The organism is Mycobacterium sp. TY815 (assembly GCF_030755135.1).
Taxonomy (GTDB): Bacteria; Actinomycetota; Actinomycetes; order Mycobacteriales; family Mycobacteriaceae; genus Mycobacterium.
Genome location: NZ_JAUFRX010000001.1, coordinates 2,173,538 through 2,192,959, shown reverse-complemented (window position 1 = coordinate 2,192,959; position 19,422 = coordinate 2,173,538). Strand labels below are relative to the sequence as shown.

General features: G+C 71.7%; 3 protein-coding genes. 1 reads left to right on the top strand and 2 read right to left on the bottom strand.

What is annotated here, in order from left to right:
- Window positions 1–7: 7 nt before the first annotated feature.
- Window positions 8–8,356, bottom strand: coding sequence for a PPE domain-containing protein (locus QXK92_RS09105; RefSeq protein WP_371934542.1), 8,349 nt, complete (start codon window positions 8,354–8,356; stop codon window positions 8–10).
- A 536-nt stretch (window positions 8,357–8,892) separates the two neighbouring features.
- Here QXK92_RS09105 and QXK92_RS09100 point away from each other — a divergent pair.
- Window positions 8,893–18,240: a PE family protein gene (locus tag QXK92_RS09100; protein WP_306241328.1), complete on the top strand. Its 9,348-nt coding sequence runs from the start codon at window positions 8,893–8,895 to the stop codon at window positions 18,238–18,240.
- Here the strand turns inward: QXK92_RS09100 and QXK92_RS09095 are convergent.
- On the bottom strand, window positions 18,237–19,364 hold the full coding sequence (locus QXK92_RS09095) for a HoxN/HupN/NixA family nickel/cobalt transporter (protein WP_306241327.1): 1,128 nt from the start codon (window positions 19,362–19,364) through the stop codon (window positions 18,237–18,239). The genes QXK92_RS09100 and QXK92_RS09095 overlap by 4 nt on opposite strands.
- Between the last annotated feature and the right edge of the window lie 58 nt (window positions 19,365–19,422).

Genomic DNA, 19,422 nt, shown 5'->3' with positions numbered 1-19,422 from the left:
CTGTGGATCAGAACAACTGGCGGAAGAATCCGGTGATATTGGCGCCGATATTGCCGATGCCGGTGATGAGGTCGGGGGTTTGGAAGTTGTTGATGCCGGTGTTGTAGAGGCCGGTGATGTAGGTGCCGGTGTTGAGGATGCCGGCGAGGTTTTGTCCGTAGTTTTGCCAGCCGCTGGTGAAGCCGTTGGTGATGGGGTCCAGGACGGCGGTGTTGAGGAAGCCACTGGTGCCGTATCCGGTGTTGAAGAAGCCGCTGCTGTTGCCGCCGCCGGTGTTGCCGATGCCGCTGCTGGGTGCGGTGGTGGTGTTTCCCAGTCCGGAGAATTGCAGCAGCGTGTAGGTGTCGGTGTAGTCGACCAGGAAAGCCGAGGCCAGTTCGTCCGGGACATACGGGTTGCCGGAGAACCAGCTGATGCTCGTCCTCAGGGGGATGTCGAGGGAGAAGTTGATGCCGATGTTGTTGGCGCGCCAGAACAGGCCGATGTCTTGGTTGCCGGCGATGAAGGCGCCGGTGTTGAGGTTGCCGGTGTTGCCGAGTCCGGTGTTGGTGTTGCCGATGTTGTCGGCGCCGGTGTTGGTGTTGCCGATGTTGTGGGCGCCGGTGTTGTAGTTGCCGATGTTGAGGTGGCCGGTGTTGAAGGTGCCGATGTTGTGGTTGCCGAAGTTGTAGTTGCCGGGGTTGAAGTTGCCGGTGTTGTAGTTGCCGGTGTTGAAGGATCCGGTGTTGTGGCTGCCGGAGTTGAAGAAGCCGGTGTTGTTGGTGCCGGAGTTGAACAGGCCGGTGTTGCCGGTGCCGGAGTTGAAGCCGCCGAAGCCGATTTGGTTGTCGCCGGTGAGGCCGATGCCGATGTTGCCGGTGCCGGTGTTGGCCAGGCCGATGTTGCCGGTGCCGGTGTTGGCCAGGCCGAAGTTGAAGTCGCCGAGGTTGGCAAAGCCCCAGTTGGAGCTGCCGGTGTTGGCGCTGCCGAAGTTGTTGGAGCCCCAGTTGGCGTTGCCGATGTTGGTGCTGCCCAGGTTGCCGCTGCCGACGTTGGTGGAGCCTTCGTTGCCCAGGCCGAAGTTGAAGTTGCCCCAGTTGCCGTTGCCGACGTTGCCGCCGCCGAGGTTGCCCCAGCCCAGGTTGGCGGGGCTGGTGTAGGTGATGCCGAATAGGCCGGCCAGGTTGTGTCCGCTCATGCCGACCCCGGAGATGATGTCGAGGTTGGCGGGGTTGAGGGTGGAAGAGTCTCCGGCGTTGAACAGTCCGGAGATGGCGTTGCCGAAGTTGGCCATGCCGGAGGCGAATCCGTCGGAGTCGCTGGTGAAGTTGAGCAGGCCGGAGGTGCCGGTGCCGGAGTTGCCGAAGCCGGAGACGGCGCCGCCGAAGCCGTAGTTGAAGAAGCCGGAGGAGGGGGAGGTGGTGGCGTTGAAGAAGCCGGTGCCGGCGGGGATGGTGAACAAGGTGATGGAGTTGGACACGGTGATGCCGGTGTCGCCGAGGATGGTTTGGGGTAGCGGGATGGTGGCGGAGAAGCCGGCGGTGCCGTTGTGGTCGGCGGTGTTGAAGAAGCCGTTGTTGGAGCTGCCGGTGTTGAAGGCGCCGGTGTTGAGGTCACCGGGGTTGGCGATGCCGGTGTTGAGGTTACCGACGTTGTAGGCGCCGGTGTTGGAGTCCCCGGCGTTGCCGAAGCCGGTGTTGAGGTCTCCGGAGTTGTTCCAGCCGGTGTTGTAGTCCCCGGAGTTGGCGAAGCCGCTGTTGGCTTGGCCGGAGTTGTACCAGCCGGTGTTGTACTGCCCGGAGTTGGCCCAGCCCCAGTTGCCGGTGCCGGTGTTGGACAGGCCGTAGTTGTGGTCGCCGGCGTTGAGCAGGCCGAAGTTGTAGGTGCCGGCGTTGAGTAGGCCGACGTTGGCGTTTCCGGCGTTGAGCAGGCCGACGTTGCTGGAGCCGGCGAGGAGCAGGCCGAGGTTGTTGTCGCCGGTGTTGAGTAGGCCGACGTTGGCGTTTCCGGCGTTGAACAGGCCGGTGTTGTTGGCCCCGGAGTTGAACAGGCCGGTGTTGCCCGAGCCGGAGTTCAGGCCGCCGATGCCGATTTGGTGGTCGCCGGTGAGGCCGATGCCGATGTTGCCGGTGCCGGTGTTGGCCAGGCCGAGGTTGTAGTCGCCGGTGTTGGCCAGGCCGATGTTGGCGCTGCCGTTGTTGGCCCAGCCCAGGTTGAGGTTGCCCAGGTTGGCCAGCCCGAAGTTGTTGGAGCCCCAGTTGGCGATGCCCAGGGGGTTGGCGCTGCCCAGGTTGGCCAGGCTGAGGAAGTTGTGGTCGCCGATGTTGGCCTGGGCGAAGATGTTGTAGCTGCCTTGGTTGGCGCTGGAGAAGAAGTTCCAGGCGCCGATGTTGGCGTCGCCGAAGTAGTTGCGGTAGCCGATGTTGGCGTTGCCGGCGTTGTTGTGGCCGATGTTGGCGCTGCCCACGGCCCAGTTGCCGGTGTTGCCGCCGCCGGTGAGGAAGTCGCCGGTGTTGCCGCTGCTGGAGAAGGGGTTGAGGAAGGGGGGCAGGAAGGAGAAGCCCAGGCCGTTGTAGTTGCCCAGGTTGCCGTTGCCGTAGTTGAAGTTGCCGACGTTGCCGTTGCCGATGTTCCAGAAGCCGACGTCGGCGAAGCCGATGTTGTGGGGCAGGGCGGTGAAGATGTCGATGCCGGCCAGGTTCGAGCCGATGTTGCCGAAACCGGAGACCACCGCCAGCGCACCCTGACCTGCCCCCAAACCGGCGTTGTAGAGGCCCGAGACCGCGACTCCGGTGTTCAGTGCCCCCGAGAGCAGACCGCCGATGTTGCCCAGCCCTGAACTCAACCCGCTGGCGCCCGAGGCGATGTTGAACAACCCCGAACTGCCCGACCCGTAATTGCCGAACCCCGAGGAATTCCCGGCCCCGGAATTGAAGAAGCCCGACGATTCCGACGTCGTCACATTCCCGAAGCCCGGCTCCCCACCGACGGAGAACAACGTATGCAACGTCGTCTGCACCGTATACGGCATGTTCTGATACGCGGCCAATTGCGCGTAATAGAAAGCCGGGCTGTTGTAGGCCACGAAGAACGTGTCCTTGTATGAGGTGGTTTGTGTGACGGCATAACTCAGGGTGATCAGGCCTTCGCCGTTGCCGCGCCAGAAGAGGCCGTTGTTGCGGTCTCCGGAGATGAAGGCGCCGGTGTTGAGGTCACCGGTGTTGGCGTATCCGGTGTTGGTGTTGCCGGTGTTGTAGTCCCCGGTGTTGGTGTCGCCGACGTTGAAGCTGCCGGTGTTGTAGTCCCCGGGGTTGGCAAAGCCGGTGTTGTAACTGCCGGTGTTGTGGCCGCCGGTGTTGAAGCTGCCCGAGTTCCACCAACCCGAGTTCGCCACACCGGAATTGGCCCACCCGGTGTTGTAGTTGCCGGAGTTGGTAAAGCCCCAGTTGCCGGTGCCGGAGTTCAACCACCCCGTATTTCCCGACCCCGCGTTGAGGAACCCGGAGTTGCCCGAACCGGAGTTGAACAACCCGGTGTTGGCCACCCCCGAGTTCAAGCCGCCGAACCCGAACTTGTTGTCCCCGGTCAACCCGATCCCGATGTTGCCGCTGCCGGTATTGGCGATCCCGATATTGCCGTCGCCGGTGTTGGCGAACCCGAAATTCAGACTCCCCGCATTCCCACTGCCGATATTCAGACTGCCCAGGTTGCCGCTGCCGAAGTTGACACTGCCCAGGTTCCCCCCACCCAGATTCGACGACCCCAGATTGCCCCACCCGAAATTCAAACTCCCCAGATTCCCGCCACCCAGATTCGAATCCCCCACACTCCCACTACCCACATTGAAATTCCCCAAATTCCCCCCACCCACATTGAACGCACCCACATCCCCCCACCCCACATTGAACCGACCCACATCCGCCAAACCGAAGTTCAGCCCACTGCTGAAGTAGCCGCTGATGTCCTGGCCGGTGTTGGCCAGGCCGGTGATGAGGTCGGGGGTTTGGAAGTTGTTGATGCCGGTGTTGTAGAGGCCGGTGATGTAGGTGCCGGTGTTGAGGATGCCGGCGAGGTTTTGTCCGTAGTTTTGCCAGCCGCTGGTGAAGCCGTTGGTGATGGGGTCCAGGACGGCGGTGTTGAGGAAGCCGCTGGTGCCGTATCCGGTGTTGAAGAAGCCGCTGCTGTTGCCGCCGCCGGTGTTGCCGATGCCGCTGCTGGGTGCGGTGGTGGTGTTTCCCAGTCCGGAGAATTGCAGCAGCGTGTAGGTGTTGGTGTAGTCGACGAGGAAAGCGCCGGCGGACTCGTCGGGGACGTTCGGATCGCCGAAGAAGTAGTTGATTGTGGTGTGGATCGGGATGTCGAGGGAGAAGTTGATGCCGATGTTGTTGGCGCGCCAGAACAGGCCGATGTCTTGGTTGCCGGCGATGAAGGCGCCGGTGTTGAGGTTGCCGGTGTTGCCGAGTCCGGTGTTGGTGTTGCCGATGTTGTCGGCGCCGGTGTTGGTGTTGCCGATGTTGTGGGCGCCGGTGTTGTAGTTGCCGATGTTGAGGTGGCCGGTGTTGAAGGTGCCGATGTTGTGGTTGCCGAAGTTGTAGTTGCCGGGGTTGAAGTTGCCGGTGTTGTAGTTGCCGGTGTTGAAGGATCCGGTGTTGTGGCTGCCGGAGTTGAAGAAGCCGGTGTTGTTGGTGCCGGAGTTGAACAGGCCGGTGTTGCCGGTGCCGGAGTTGAAGCCGCCGAAGCCGATTTGGTTGTCGCCGGTGAGGCCGATGCCGATGTTGCCGGTGCCGGTGTTGGCCAGGCCGATGTTGCCGGTGCCGGTGTTGGCCAGGCCGAAGTTGAAGTCGCCGAGGTTGGCAAAGCCCCAGTTGGAGCTGCCGGTGTTGGCGCTGCCGAAGTTGTTGGAGCCCCAGTTGGCGTTGCCGATGTTGGTGCTGCCCAGGTTGCCGCTGCCGACGTTGGTGGAGCCTTCGTTGCCCAGGCCGAAGTTGAAGTTGCCCCAGTTGCCGTTGCCGACGTTGCCGCCGCCGAGGTTGCCCCAGCCCAGGTTGGCGGGGCTGGTGTAGGTGATGCCGAATAGGCCGGCCAGGTTGTGTCCGCTCATGCCGACCCCGGAGATGATGTCGAGGTTGGCGGGGTTGAGGGTGGAAGAGTCTCCGGCGTTGAACAGTCCGGAGATGGCGTTGCCGAAGTTGGCCATGCCGGAGGCGAATCCGTCGGAGTCGCTGGTGAAGTTGAGCAGGCCGGAGGTGCCGGTGCCGGAGTTGCCGAAGCCGGAGACGGCGCCGCCGAAGCCGTAGTTGAAGAAGCCGGAGGAGGGGGAGGTGGTGGCGTTGAAGAAGCCGGTGCCGGCGGGGATGGTGAACAAGGTGATGGAGTTGGACACGGTGATGCCGGTGTCGCCGAGGATGGTTTGGGGTAGCGGGATGGTGGCGGAGAAGCCGGCGGTGCCGTTGTGGTCGGCGGTGTTGAAGAAGCCGTTGTTGGAGCTGCCGGTGTTGAAGGCGCCGGTGTTGAGGTCACCGGGGTTGGCGATGCCGGTGTTGAGGTTGCCGACGTTGTAGGCGCCGGTGTTGGAGTCCCCGGCGTTGCCGAAGCCGGTGTTGAGGTCTCCGGAGTTGTTCCAGCCGGTGTTGTAGTCCCCGGAGTTGGCGAAGCCGCTGTTGGCTTGGCCGGAGTTGTACCAGCCGGTGTTGTACTGCCCGGAGTTGGCCCAGCCCCAGTTGCCGGTGCCGGTGTTGGACAGGCCGTAGTTGTGGTCGCCGGCGTTGAGCAGGCCGAAGTTGTAGGTGCCGGCGTTGAGTAGGCCGACGTTGGCGTTTCCGGCGTTGAGCAGGCCGACGTTGCTGGAGCCGGCGAGGAGCAGGCCGAGGTTGTTGTCGCCGGTGTTGAGTAGGCCGACGTTGGCGTTTCCGGCGTTGAACAGGCCGGTGTTGTTGGCCCCGGAGTTGAACAGGCCGGTGTTGCCCGAGCCGGAGTTCAGGCCGCCGATGCCGATTTGGTGGTCGCCGGTGAGGCCGATGCCGATGTTGCCGGTGCCGGTGTTGGCCAGGCCGAGGTTGTAGTCGCCGGTGTTGGCCAGGCCGATGTTGGCGCTGCCGTTGTTGGCCCAGCCCAGGTTGAGGTTGCCCAGGTTGGCCAGCCCGAAGTTGTTGGAGCCCCAGTTGGCGATGCCCAGGGGGTTGGCGCTGCCCAGGTTGGCCAGGCTGAGGAAGTTGTGGTCGCCGATGTTGGCCTGGGCGAAGATGTTGTAGCTGCCTTGGTTGGCGCTGGAGAAGAAGTTCCAGGCGCCGATGTTGGCGTCGCCGAAGTAGTTGCGGTAGCCGATGTTGGCGTTGCCGGCGTTGTTGTGGCCGATGTTGGCGCTGCCCACGGCCCAGTTGCCGGTGTTGCCGCCGCCGGTGAGGAAGTCGCCGGTGTTGCCGCTGCTGGAGAAGGGGTTGAGGAAGGGGGGCAGGAAGGAGAAGCCCAGGCCGTTGTAGTTGCCCAGGTTGCCGTTGCCGTAGTTGAAGTTGCCGACGTTGCCGTTGCCGATGTTCCAGAAGCCGACGTCGGCGAAGCCGATGTTGTGGGGCAGGGCGGTGAAGATGTCGATGCCGGCCAGGTTCGAGCCGATGTTGCCGAAACCGGAGACCACCGCCAGCGCACCCTGACCTGCCCCCAAACCGGCGTTGTAGAGGCCCGAGACCGCGACTCCGGTGTTCAGTGCCCCCGAGAGCAGACCGCCGATGTTGCCCAGCCCTGAACTCAACCCGCTGGCGCCCGAGGCGATGTTGAACAACCCCGAACTGCCCGACCCGTAATTGCCGAACCCCGAGGAATTACCGGCACCGGAATTGAAGAAGCCCGACGATTCCGACGTCGTCACATTACCGAAGCCCGGCTCCCCACCGACGGAGAACAACGTATGCAACGTCGTCTGCACCGTATACGGCATGTTGTAGTAAGCCTGTAGTTGTTGCTCGTAGAAATTCGGCGCGTTATACGAGGCAAAAAATGTGTTCTTGTACATCGTTGTCTCGATCACCGAGTAGTTCAGGGTGATCAGTCCCTGGCCGTTGCCGCGCCAGAAGAGGCCGTTGTTGCGGTCTCCGGAGATGAAGGCGCCGGTGTTGAGGTCACCGGTGTTGGCGTATCCGGTGTTGATGTTGCCGGGGTTGTAGTCCCCGGTGTTGGTGTCGCCGACGTTGAAGCTGCCGGTGTTGTAGTCCCCGGGGTTGGCAAAGCCGGTGTTGTAACTGCCGGTGTTGTGGCCGCCGGTGTTGAAGCTGCCCGAGTTCCACCAACCCGAGTTCGCCACACCGGAATTGGCCCACCCGGTGTTGTAGTTGCCGGAGTTGGTAAAGCCCCAGTTACCGGTGCCGGAGTTCAACCACCCCGTATTTCCCGACCCCGCGTTGAGGAACCCGGAATTGCCCGAACCGGAGTTGAACAACCCGGTGTTGGCCACCCCCGAGTTCAAGCCGCCGAACCCGAACTTGTTGTCCCCGGTCAACCCGATCCCGATGTTGCCGCTGCCGGTATTGGCCAGCCCGATATTGCCGTCGCCGGTGTTGGCGAACCCGAAATTCAGACTCCCCGCATTCCCACTGCCGATATTCAGACTGCCCAGGTTGCCGCTGCCGAAGTTGACACTGCCCAGGTTCCCCCCACCCAGATTCGACGACCCCAGATTGCCCCACCCGAAATTCAAACTCCCCAGATTCCCGCCACCCAGATTCGAATCCCCCACACTCCCACTACCCACATTGAAATTCCCCAAATTCCCCCCACCCACATTGAACGCACCCACATCCCCCCACCCCACATTGAACCGACCCACATCCGCCAACCCGAAATTGATCACCGAGTCGTTCAGCAGGTCGGGCAGCGAGGCGAAGGAGGGAATGGCGGCGGCCACCGCCGACGCGCCGGAGTAGTACCCGAACATGGTGGCGACGTTCTGCGCCCACATCTGCTCGTAGGACGCTTCGGCGGCGGCGATCGCCGGGGCGTTGAGACCGAACCAGTTGGAGGTCACCAACGACACGAACTCGACGCGGTTGGCCGCGACCGCCGCGGGCGGCACGGCGCTCGTCAACGCCGACTCGAACTCCTCGGCGGCCGCTCGCACCTGAGCCGCCGCGCCCTCGGCTCCGGCCGCCGCGGCGTGCAGCCAACCGGCGTACGGAGCGGCCGCGGCGAGCATCGCCGATGCGGCCGCGCCCTGCCACGCACCACCCACCAGCCCCGACGTCGCGGATCCGAAGGACTCAGCAGCCGCGCTGAGTTCGGCGGCCAGCCCGTCCCAGGCCGTCGCGACCCCCACCCACGGACCCGACCCGGCGCCCCCGTAGAGGAGCGCGGAGTTGATCTCCGGTGCCAACATCGGAAAGTCCATGCCCAGCCCTTCATGTCCTCTGACGACCATGCGCGCCCACCTCGGGCCGGTAAGCCCTGCGAGTGCAGACGGCGCTAGAAATTAGCAGCATCCGAGACCGTTTATCGCGGTTTTCGCACGATTAGGTTAACTCGTTTCGGAGTGATCCTTCCCGGCGTCCGATAATTGAAGAAAATTCAGCAATTTCTGAATATTATTCAGAAACTTCCATCCCCCTGAAGGCCGCTATGCGGATCGCAGTACCCGGCTGGGGGGTTAGCGTCCAGGAGGGGGCCTGAGCTGGCCGGTACCGTCTCGAGTGCACCCGTATTGCCGCGAAAAGGGCTGTACAAGAGGGGTTTTCATCACACGGATCGGCACTGATCGGTCGGCTGCAGGGGGCGGTCGGTCGCGTCGCCGGTACTAAAAGATTCGCATTGCGGTCGTCAAGAATAATTGCTAGATTTCTGCGTGAATTGCTGGAATGAAATGGCCCACGTTCATATACTCCGCGTGTTCGATTCGCCAGCAGCCAACCAATTGAGAGGGTCCGGGGCATGTCCTTCCTGTTTGCAGCACCCGACGTATTGGCCGTGGCGGCGAATGATCTGACGAGGATCGGATCGGCCCTCGGCGCGGCGAACGCTCAGGCGGGCGGGGCCACGGCGAATCTGCTGCCCGCGGCCGCTGACGAGGTTTCGGCGGCGATCGCCGCGCTGTTCACCGACCACGCTGAGCAATACCGCGCGGTGAGCCTTGAGGTGGAGCTGTTCCGGGAGCGCTTCGCCCAGTTGCTGGCGAGCGGCGGTAGCTCGTATGCCGCGGCGGAGGCCGCAAACGGAAACCTGCTGCAGCAGATCGAGCAGGCGACGCTGAATCTCATCAACGCCCCCAGCGAGTTCCTCACCGGCCGCGCGCTGATCGGCGACGGCGCCGACGGCGCGGCGGGCACCGGCAGCCGTGGTGGCGACGGCGGATGGCTGTGGGGCAGCGGGGGCAATGGCGGATCCGGGGCCGCCGGGAGCAACGGTGGCGCCGGCGGATCGGCCGGGTTGTTCGGGCGGGGCGGAAACGGTGGAGCGGGCGGGGCGGCGGTCACTGCAGGCGGCGCCGGTGGCAACGGCGGTGCCGGCGGGGCCAGCGGACTTCTCGGTGGCTTCGGCGGGGGCAACGGTGGGGCCGGCGGGGCGGGTGCCGCCGGTGCGGCAGGGCAGGCCGGCGGCGCGGGCGGCGCGGGTGGTGCCGGCGGGGCCAACATGCAGGTGCTGTTCGGCCAGGGCGGGGCCGGCGGCATCGGCGGTACGGGTGGCGCCGGTGGAACCGGCCTCGCCGGCGACGCGGGCGCGCGCATTGCCGGCGGCGGCGGCAACGGAGGCATCGGAGGTGCTGGCGGCGCCGGCGGTTCCAACAACGCTCTGCTGTTCGGCTCGGCCGGCGCCGGAGCCGTCGGAGGCACCGGCGGTGCGGGCGGTGCCGGAGCCATGGGAGGCGTCAGCTCGGGTGTCGGCGTTGCGGGCGGAACCGGCGGCGACGGCGGCGCTGCGGGTGCGGGCGGCGCTGGGGGAGCGGCCAATTGGTTCGGTAACGGCGGCGGCGCGGCGGGCAGCGCCGGTACCGGTGGGGCGGGCGGTCAGGGCGGTCACGGTGGGGTGGGCGCCGACGGTTCGCCCGCCGGCGTTGACGGGTTTGCCGGCGGCGCCGGTGGCGCCGGTGGCCAGGGCGGCTCCGCGGGCGTCGGCGGCACGAATGGTGTGGGCGGTGTCGGTGGCGACGGTGGCGACGGCGGCGCCGGTGCCCAAGGCGTCACCACGGCCGGCAAAGCCGGCGGGGCGGGCGGTGCGGGTGGCGCCGGCGGTGACGCGGGGGCGGGCGGTGCAGCCGGTTCGGGTGCCGGTGCCGCGGCCTCGGCCGGCCACGGCGGTTCCGGCGGTGGCGGTGGCCAGGGCGGCGAGGGTGGTGCAGGCGCCGACGGCACCACCGCCGGTGCGGCCGGCTATGCCGGTGGTCATGGCGGCGCAGGCGGTCAAGGAGGTAGCGCGGGGACGGGCGGCACCAACGGCAGCGGCGGGGCCGGCGGTGCCGGCGGCCAGGGCGGCAACGGTGTCGCCGGAGCCACGGGCAACGTCGCGCGCGACGGCGGTTCGGGCGGCGACGGGGGTGCCGGCGGTCAGGGGGGTGCCACCGGTACCGGCGGCACCGGCGGCCGGGCAGGTGAGGGCGGCCGAGGCGGCGACGCGGGTGCCGGTGCCGATGGTGCGGCCGCCACCTTCGACGGTGTCGCCGGCAATGGCGGATCCGGTGGCACGGGCGGCGCCGGCGGTACCGGCGGGGCGGCGACCTCGCTCAGCGGCGTCGCCGGCAGCGGGGGAGCGGGCGGCACCGGCGGAGCGGCCGGCACCGGCGGCATCTCGTCAGGCCTGGCCGGTCAGGGCGGCACCGGGGGCAGCGGCGGCAACGGCGGAGCGGGCGGCACCGGCGGCGCCGGAGCGGATCGTGGCGTCGCCGGTACCGGTGGTGTGGGCGGTGCGGCCGGCAGCGGCGGTGCCGGCGGCGATGTGCTGGCAGGCGAGGACGGATTGGGCGGCTACGCCGGTAACGGCGGCGGCGGCGGTACCGGCGGCCTGGGCGGCAACGGCGGGGTGGCCGGCGCTGAAGGCACCGGAGGTGCCGGTGGCAAAGGCGGCTCCGGTGGCGCTGCCGGGCTAGGGGGCAACGGGCTGGCTCCCGCGGGAGTGGCCGGCAACGGGGGCGACGGTGGGGCCGGCGGCGGCGGTGGCCAGGGTGGCGCGGCGGCCGCCGGCGGAATCAACGGTGCCGGTGGCGCCGGTGGCGTCGGTGCGGATGGCGCGCACGGCGGCGCTGCCGGCGGCACCGAGAACGGAGGGTTCGGAGGCAGGGGCGGCAACGGTGGCAGCGGCGGAACTGCGGGGACCGGCGCGGGCGCTGCGGGAGTCGGCGGCGACGGCGGCAATGCGGGTGACGGTGGAAACGGCGCCGACGGCGGCGGCATTTCCACCTATTACGGAGCCGCCGGCGGTTATGCGGGCGACGGTGGTGCCGGCGGTGTCGGCGGCAACGCCGGGGGTGCCACCGCGCACAACGGCGACGGTGGGGACGGCGGCGCCGGTGGCCGCGGCGGTGTCGGCGGCAATGGCATTCCGGACAACGGCAGCGGCGCCCGGGCCGGCGCCGCCGGCGGGGTCGGTGGCCGGGGCGGCAGTGGCGGGGCGGCCGGCACCGGCGGTGTCGGCGGGGTTGACGGCAGCGGTGGCCAGGGCGGACGTGGCGGCGACGGCGGTAACGGTGCCGACGGCCTCGCCGGCACCGGGCACAACGGCGGCGCAGGCGGCGACGCCGGCTTCGGGGGCCTCGGCGGCAACGCCGGTGGAGCGACGGGCGTCAATGGCAGCGGTGGTGACGGCGGCGTCGGCGGTAGCGGCGGCCGCGGCGGCTCGGGCGTCTCGGTCGGTACCGGTGCGGCGGGGGCCGGCGGCCAGGGCGGCAACGGTGGTGCAGGCGCCGCCGGCGGTGCGGCCGGTGTGGGCGGCATCGGTGCGACCGCTGGTGACGGCGGTGCCGGGGGTGCGGGCGGAGCGGGCGGTGCCGGCGGCGACAGCGCCTTCAACGGCGCGGCGGGAACGGGCGGAACCGCCGGTAAAGGCGGCGCCGGTGGTACCGGCGGAGCCGCGAAGGCGTCCGGCAACCTGGCGGGCGCCGGCGGTACCGGAGGCGCCGGCGGCGACGGCGGGGTCGGCGGCACTGCCAGCGGATACAACGGCCAGGGCGGTATCGGCGGCGCGGGCAACAGCGGTGGTGCCGGTGGCACCGGTGGCGCTGGTGCGCCCGGCGGCGTCGCAGGGGCCGGCGGCAGCGGCGGCGCGGCCGGCAACGGCGGCGACGGGGGCAAGTCCGTGGTGGGCAGCGACGGCTACGGCGGCTTCGGCGGCAAAGGCGGGACCGGGTCAACCGGCGGCGTCGGCGGCACTGGTGGGGCCGCCGGTGCCGGGGGCACGGGCGGTACCGGCGGGACAGGTGGCGCGGGTGGCGACGGCGGTACCGGGGGCACCGCACTCGGTCCCACCGGGGTCGCCGGAGGCGGCGGTACCGCCGGCTCCGGAGGTGCGGGCGGCCAGGGCGGCACGGCGGCCGCGGGCGGCGTGAACGGCGACGGCGGTACCGGCGGCGGTGGTGGTTCCGGCGGTGACGGCGGGGCGGCGGGAGCTTCCCAGAACGGTCGCTTCGGCGGAGACGGCGGTGCCGGGGGACGGGGCGGGGTGGCCGGCTCCGGCGCCGGAGCCAGCGGAAACGGCGGCGACGGTGGCAAGGGTGGCGCCGGTGGCGCCGGCAGCAGTGGCGGCGCCGGCCTCGACGGCACCGGCAACAACGGTGGTAACGGCGCCAACGGCGGTCGCGGTGGCGACGGCGGTGACGCCGGCGGCGAGACCGCCCGTGCCGGTGACGGCGGTGCCGGTGGGGCGGCCGGCGGCGGTGGTAAGGGCGGCGCGGGCACCGTCGACACCGGCAACGGTCCCGGAGCAGGCGGCCAAGGCGGTAACGGGGCCATCGGCGGGGCCGGTGGCGCCGCCGGGTTCGGTGGCCAGGGTGGCACCGCGGGCGACGCCGGTGCCGGTGGCCGCGGTGGCGATGGCGGCACCGGCGCCGACGGCCTGGCCGGAAGCGGCCACACCGGCGGCGCCGGGGGCTCGGCGGGTCGCGGCGGTGCCGGCGGCTTTGGCGGTTCGGCCTACACCGGCGTCAACGGCGATGGCGGGCAGGGCGGTGACGGTGGCACCGGCGGCGCCGGCGGTGTCGGTGCCGCGGGCGTGGGCGGCGCGGGTCAGAGCGGCGGCGCCGGCGGCAAAGGCGGAGACTCGGGCAGCGGCGGCATCGCCGGTACCGGGGCGGGTTCAGCCGGCAGTGCCGGGCACGCCGGTAGCGGCGGTACGGGCGGCGCCGGTGGCACGGGTGGGACCGGCGGCGACAACACCGGCGCGGGCGGTACGGGCTATGCCGGTGGTGCCGGAGGCGTTGGCGGCCAGGGTGGTTCGGCAGGCTCGACCGGCATCAACGGTGCCGGCGGTCAGGGTGGTGACGGTGGCGCCGGCGGTCGCGGTGGTGACGGCAAGGCGGGCGTCGGCACGGTCGGTCAGGCCGGCGGTGCCGGCGGTCATGGCGGCGACGCCGGTGCCGGCGGAGCGGCCGGCACGGGTGCGGGTGCCGCCGCCGGCGCGGGTCACGCGGGCACCGGCGGTGCGGGGGGCCACGGCGGTGACGGCGGGTCCGGTGACGCCAACAGCGTCGCGGGCGGCACCGGATACGCCGGTGGTGCCGGTGGCGCCGGCGGTCAGGGCGGGTCGGCCGGTGCCGGTGGCACCAACGGTGCTGGTGGCCAGGGTGGCGACGGCGGTTCCGGCGGTCGCGGCGGTGACGGTCAGGCAGGCGTCGGGACCGCGGGACAGGCCGGCGGTGCCGGCGGTCAAGGCGGCGACGCGGGTGCCGGCGGCGCGGCAGGCACCGGTGTCGGTGCTGCCGGCAGTGCTGGTCAGGCGGGCAGCGGCGGCTCCGGCGGCCACGGAGGCAACGGCGGAAGCGGTGCGGCCAACACATCAGCGGGCCAGGCCGGGTATTCCGGCGGCGCCGGTGGTGCCGGCGGCCACGGCGGTTCAGCAGGCGCCGGTGGCACCAACGGCGCGGGCGGCCAGGGTGGCGACGGCGGCCGGGGCGGTGCGGGCGCGGCCGGCGCCGCGGGCGTGGGTACCGCCGGACAGGACGGCGGCGCCGGCGGCAAGGGGGGTGACGCGGCCGCCGGCGGGGCGGCCGGCAGCGGCGTAGGCGCCGCGGGCAGCGCGGGCCGCGCGGGCACCGGCGGTACCGGTGGCCAGGGTGCCGATGGCGGTGCGGGTGGCGCCAACACGCTCGCCGGTCAAGCAGGGTATGCCGGCGGCGCCGGCGGCGCGGGCGGCCAGGGCGGTTCGGCAGGCGCGGGTGGCGCCAATGGTGACGGCGGCCGCGGGGGTAGTGGCGGTACAGGAGGTGCGGGCGGCACCGGTGCGACCGTTGCCGGTAGCGACGGCGGCACCGGCGGCACCGGCGGTCGCGGTGGTGACGCCGGCGCCGGCGGCGCATCCGGAGCCGGCACCGGGGCGGCCGGCAGCAAGGGCCTCTCCGGTGACGGCGGCAGGGGTGGTCGCGGCGGTGACGGAGGCGTCGCCGGCCGGGACGGCAACGGCAACGGCTACACCGGCGGTGCCGGTGGCGTCGGTGGCGCGGGCGGCAACGCGGGTGCCGGCGGCATCAATGGCAGCGGCGGAGCGGGTGGCACCGGCGGTCAGGGCGGTACCGGCGCCACGGGTCGTCCGGACACCGGCGTCGGGGCCGGCACCGGCGGCACGGGCGGGCGCGGCGGCACCGGCGGTGCCGGCGGGCTGGCCGGCACCGGCGGCACCGGCGGAGCGGTGGGCCTCGGCGGCGACGGCGGCCAGGGTGGGACCGGCGGCGTCGGCGGCACCAACAACCACGTCCTGATCACCGCCGGTACGGGCGGCAACGGCGGCGCAGGCGGTCAGGGCGCCGCCGACCTCGGCGGCGGTGCCGGAAACGGCGGTGCCGGTGGCACCGGCGGTGCCGGTGGGCTGGACGCCAGCGGCGGCGGCGCGGGCGGCATCGGCGGCGATGGCGGCGTCGGCGGCACCGGCGGTGCGGGCACCACCGGTCCTGCCGGCACCGGCTCCACCGGTGGCCGGGGTGGGGCCGGCGGCGTCGGCGGTCAGGGCGGCAACGGCAGTGCCTACAACGGTGACGGCGGATCCGGTGGCACGGGCGGCCAGGGCGGTACCGGCGGTGCCGGTAGCGCCGAGGGCGACGGCGGCACCGGCGGGTCGGGCGGCGCCGGCGGGACGGCAGGAGCGGCGGGCGCCGGCGCCGGCCTGGGTGGCAACGCGGGCGCCGCCGGTACCGGCGGGCAGGGCGGACGCGGCGGCCAGGGCGGCGGGTCGGCCGGTGACGGCGGCACCGGCGGTGCCGGAGGCATCGGCGGCAGCGGCGCCGACGGCTTGGCCGGCACCGGCAAGAACGGCAGCGCCGGCGGCCAGGGCGGTCAGGGCGGCCAGGGCGGTAACTCCGGTGGCACCACGGGTGTCAACGGCAGCGGAGGCGCCGGGGGGACCGGCGGCCACGGCGGTGTCGGCGGCTCGGGTACCGCCGACACCGGCCTGGGCGGCGGAGACGGAGGCCGGGGTGGCGACGGCGGTTCCGGTGGCGTCGGCGGCGCGGCGGGAACCGGAGGCACCGGTGGCGCAACCGGTGCATCGGGAATCGGCGGAGACGGAGGTGCCGGCGGAACCGGCGCCGGCAACGTCACCGCCGGCATGACGGGCGGCCAAGGCGGCGCGGGCGGCCAGGGCGGTCAGGGCGCCGCCGGCACGGCTCCCGCGCAGGGCGGCGCGGGCGGAGCCGGCGGCAGTGGCGGCGCTGACCTCAGCGGCAGCGGCACCGGCGGCAGGGGCGGCACCGGCGGCACGGGCGGCCAGGGCGGCACCGGCGCCGACAACAGCCTCCCCAACGGCACCGGCTTCACCGGCGGCCTGGGCGGCGCCGGCGGCGTCGGCGGTCAGGGCGGTGCGGCGGCCGCCGGTGGAACCAACGGCGGTGGCGGCGCCGGTGGTCAGGGCGGCACCGGCGGCAGCGCGGGGCAGGGCACCGCGGCAGACGGCAGCGGTCGGGGCGGCGTCGGGGGCACCGGCGGAACCGGTGGCGCCGGCGCAACGGCCGGCACCGGCGCCGGTGCGGCCGGCACGGCGGGCGCCGGCGGTCAGGGCGGCACCGGCGGCCAAGGCGGCACGGGTGAGTACGCCAGCGGCACCGGCGGGCAGGGCGGCACCGGCGGCCAGGGCGGCACCGACACCGGTCTCGGCGGCGGCACCGGAGGCCGGGGCGGCACCGGTGGCCAGGGCGGCGAGAACCTGGGCAGCGGCGCCGGCGCGGGCGGCAAGGGAGGTACCGGCGGCCAGGGCGGCGCCGACGTGCGCGGTGGTGCCGGTACCGGCGGCCAGGGCGGTACCGGAGGCGCCGTGGGCGCGAACCCCAACGATTACGCCGGCGGTGGCGACGGCGGCGCCGGCGGGACCGGCGGGCGTGGTGGTGACGGCGCGGCCGGGACCGGCCACACCGGCGGCACCGGTGGTGCCGGTGGTCAGGGCGGTGCCGGTGCCAACGAGTTCTCCGGTGGTGCCGGTGGCGCCGGTGGCCAGGGCGGGACCGGCGGCAGCGGCCGCACCAACTTGACTGGCGGCACCGGCGGCACCGGTGGCCAGGGCGGCGTCGGCGTGCAGGGGGGTGCCGCCGGCACCGGTGGTCAAGGCGGCACCGGCGGTACGGGGGGCCTCAACGTCAGGTTCGGCGACCCGATCGGCGCGGGCGGCCAGGGCGGGCAGGGCGGTCAGGGCGGCGCCGACACCGGGGCCGGCGCAGGCGCCGGTGGGGTCGGCGGCACCGGCGGTGTCGGTGGGACCGACTACTTCGGTGGGGTCGCCGGGGCCGGTGGCGCCGGTGGTCAGGGCGGCCAGGGCGGCGCCGGGCTGTCCCGGAACGTCGGAAGTGGCGCCGGCGACGGCGCGCAAGGCGGCATCGGCGGGGCGGGCGGCCAGGGCGGTGCCGGCGGCGCGACGGTCGGCGGCGGAACCAACGGCGCCGGCGGGGCGGGCGGCACCGGTGGAACCGGCGGAACCGGCGGCAACGGTGGCGGCCAGACCGGGTCGGGCAGCACGGCGGGAGCGGGCGGCCAGGGCGGTACCGGCGGCGCCGCGGGCGCCGGGGGCGCTGCGGGTAACGGCCAGGGCGCGGCGGGCGCGACGGGTGATGGCGGCAACGGCGGCCAGGGCGGCACCGGCGGCCAGGGTGGCCGTGGGCGCCTGGGCGCCAACGGCGGCGTCGGGGGCGGAGGCGGCGCCGGCGGAAGCGGAGGCGCCGCGACCGGCACCGGTCACGCCGCGGGCAACGGTGGTGCGGGCGGTGTCGGCGGCCAGGGTGGCGACGCCGACTACGGCGCCACCGCCGGCCGCGGCGGAACCGGCGGCACCGGCGGGTCCGGCGGCACCGCGACGGCAGGCGCCAACGGTGGCGTCGGCGGCAAAGGCGGAACCGGCGGCGTCGGAGGCGTCGGCGGGACCGGAGATGCCGGGTTGCGCCCGGGCGACACCGGCGGAACCGGCGGAGCCGGGGGCACCGGAGGCCAGGGCGGTAGCGCCGCCACCGGCGGAACCAACGGCGCCGGTGGTGCCGGGGGTACCGGCGGGCAGGGCGGCAAGGGCGGTGCGGGCTTCGCCGACGACGGACGCAACGTCGCCGGCGGCGGCGGGACCGGTGGCACCGGCGGAGCCGGCGGCAGCGGCGGGCTGGCCGGCACCGGCGCCGGCGCGGCGGCAAGTGCGGGCGCGGCAGGAGTCGGTGGTCAGGGCGGCCAGGGCGGTACCGGTGGCCGTACCACCTACGCCGGAAACAGCGCCGGCACAGGCGGTGTCGGAGGCCAGGGTGGCGCGGGTGGGCAGGGCGCAGACGGCCCGGTCAGCGGCGGTACCGGTTACAGCGGTGGGCTCGGCGGCGCCGGCGGTCTCGGTGGCGCAGGCGGCGCCAACACCGCGGGAACCGGCGGGACCGGCGGTGTCGGAGGCAAGGGCGGCTCCGGTGGTGACGCCGGAGACGGCACCGGCGGTCAGGCCGGGGGCACCGGCGGCAAGGGCGGCAACGGCGGCACCGGAGGCACCGGCGGCACCGGATCCAGCGGTGTCCCGGGCAGCAGCGGTATCGGCGGCGGCACCGGTATCACGGGCGGCGGACCCGTCGGCGCGCTCGGCGGCAACGGCGGCTCCGGTGGCACCGGCGGCACCGGCGGCGGCGGATCCAGCTAACCCACGCGTTCCGGCGCCGGCGCCCACTTCTCCTCGAGCCGTCCGTAACGCCACACCAGCAGCGCGACGGCCCAGGTCAGGACGAACATCCCGACGACGACGAAGCCCACCGTGTTCAGGTCCAGGCCGGCGATCCAGTCCCACAGGCCACCACGCCAGCCCAGATGGTCGGCGAACAGCCCGAGCAGTTCCACCGTGCCGATCAGCAGTGCCACCGCCACCGACAGCGCGGTGACGGTGAAGTTGTAGTAGATCTTGCGAACCGGGTTGGAGAACGCCCAGCCGTAGGCGAAGTTCATGAACGAGCCGTCGATCGTGTCCAACAGGCACATGCCGGCGGTGAACAGCACCGGCAGGCACAGGATGGCGTACCAGGGCAGCCCGGAGGCCGCGCTGGTGCCGGCCAGCACCAGCAGGGCGATCTCGGTGGCGGTGTCGAAGCCCAGGCCGAACAGCAGTCCCAGTGGGTACATGTGCCAGGACTTGGTGATCGACTTGGTGAGGCGTCCGAGGAAGCGGTTGATCAGGCCGCGATTGTCCAGCTGCTGCTCGAGTTCAGCCTCATCTGTTTCGGGGTTGAACTCGCCCTGCCGCATTCGCTTGAACACTCGCAGGATGCCGACCAGCACGAAGATGTTGAGCAGGGCGATCAGGTACAGGAACCCGCCCGAGACGCTGGTGCCGATCAGCCCCGTATAGAAATGCAGCCGCGACGAATCGTCCTCGACGGGACCGACCACGGCGCGCAGCCCGAGCGCCAGCAGCAGCGCCAGGGTGAACACCACCGAGGAGTGTCCCAGCGAGAAGAAGAAGCCGACGGCCAGGGGCCGCTGGCCTTCGCTCATCAGCTTGCGGGTGGTGTTGTCGATGGCGGCGATGTGGTCGGCGTCGAACGCGTGCCGTAGCCCCAGGGTGTACGCGGTGAGTCCGATGCCGACGCCGAAAGCCTTGTGGCCCAGACTCAGATGCGCCGGCTCCACCACCAGGATCAGGGTCAGCCACCCCACCAGATGCAGCGCGGCGATCACCGCCAGCATCAGTCCCAGCCGTCCCCACTCCGCGGGTGACAGCGCCGCCCGCAGCCGTGACCAGGGCGACCGCCGGTCGAGCTGATCACCGGACATCCGAGATCCTTCCCGCCGTCGAAGACGCGCTCAACTGTAGGTTCGCCGGTCAAATGGC

Coding starts and splice junctions, on each gene's coding strand:
- QXK92_RS09105 (WP_371934542.1), bottom strand. CDS start 8,356: ATGGACTTTCCGATGTTGGCACCGGAGATCAACTCCGCGCTCCTCTAC.
- QXK92_RS09100 (WP_306241328.1), top strand. CDS start 8,893: ATGTCCTTCCTGTTTGCAGCACCCGACGTATTGGCCGTGGCGGCGAAT.
- QXK92_RS09095 (WP_306241327.1), bottom strand. CDS start 19,364: ATGTCCGGTGATCAGCTCGACCGGCGGTCGCCCTGGTCACGGCTGCGG.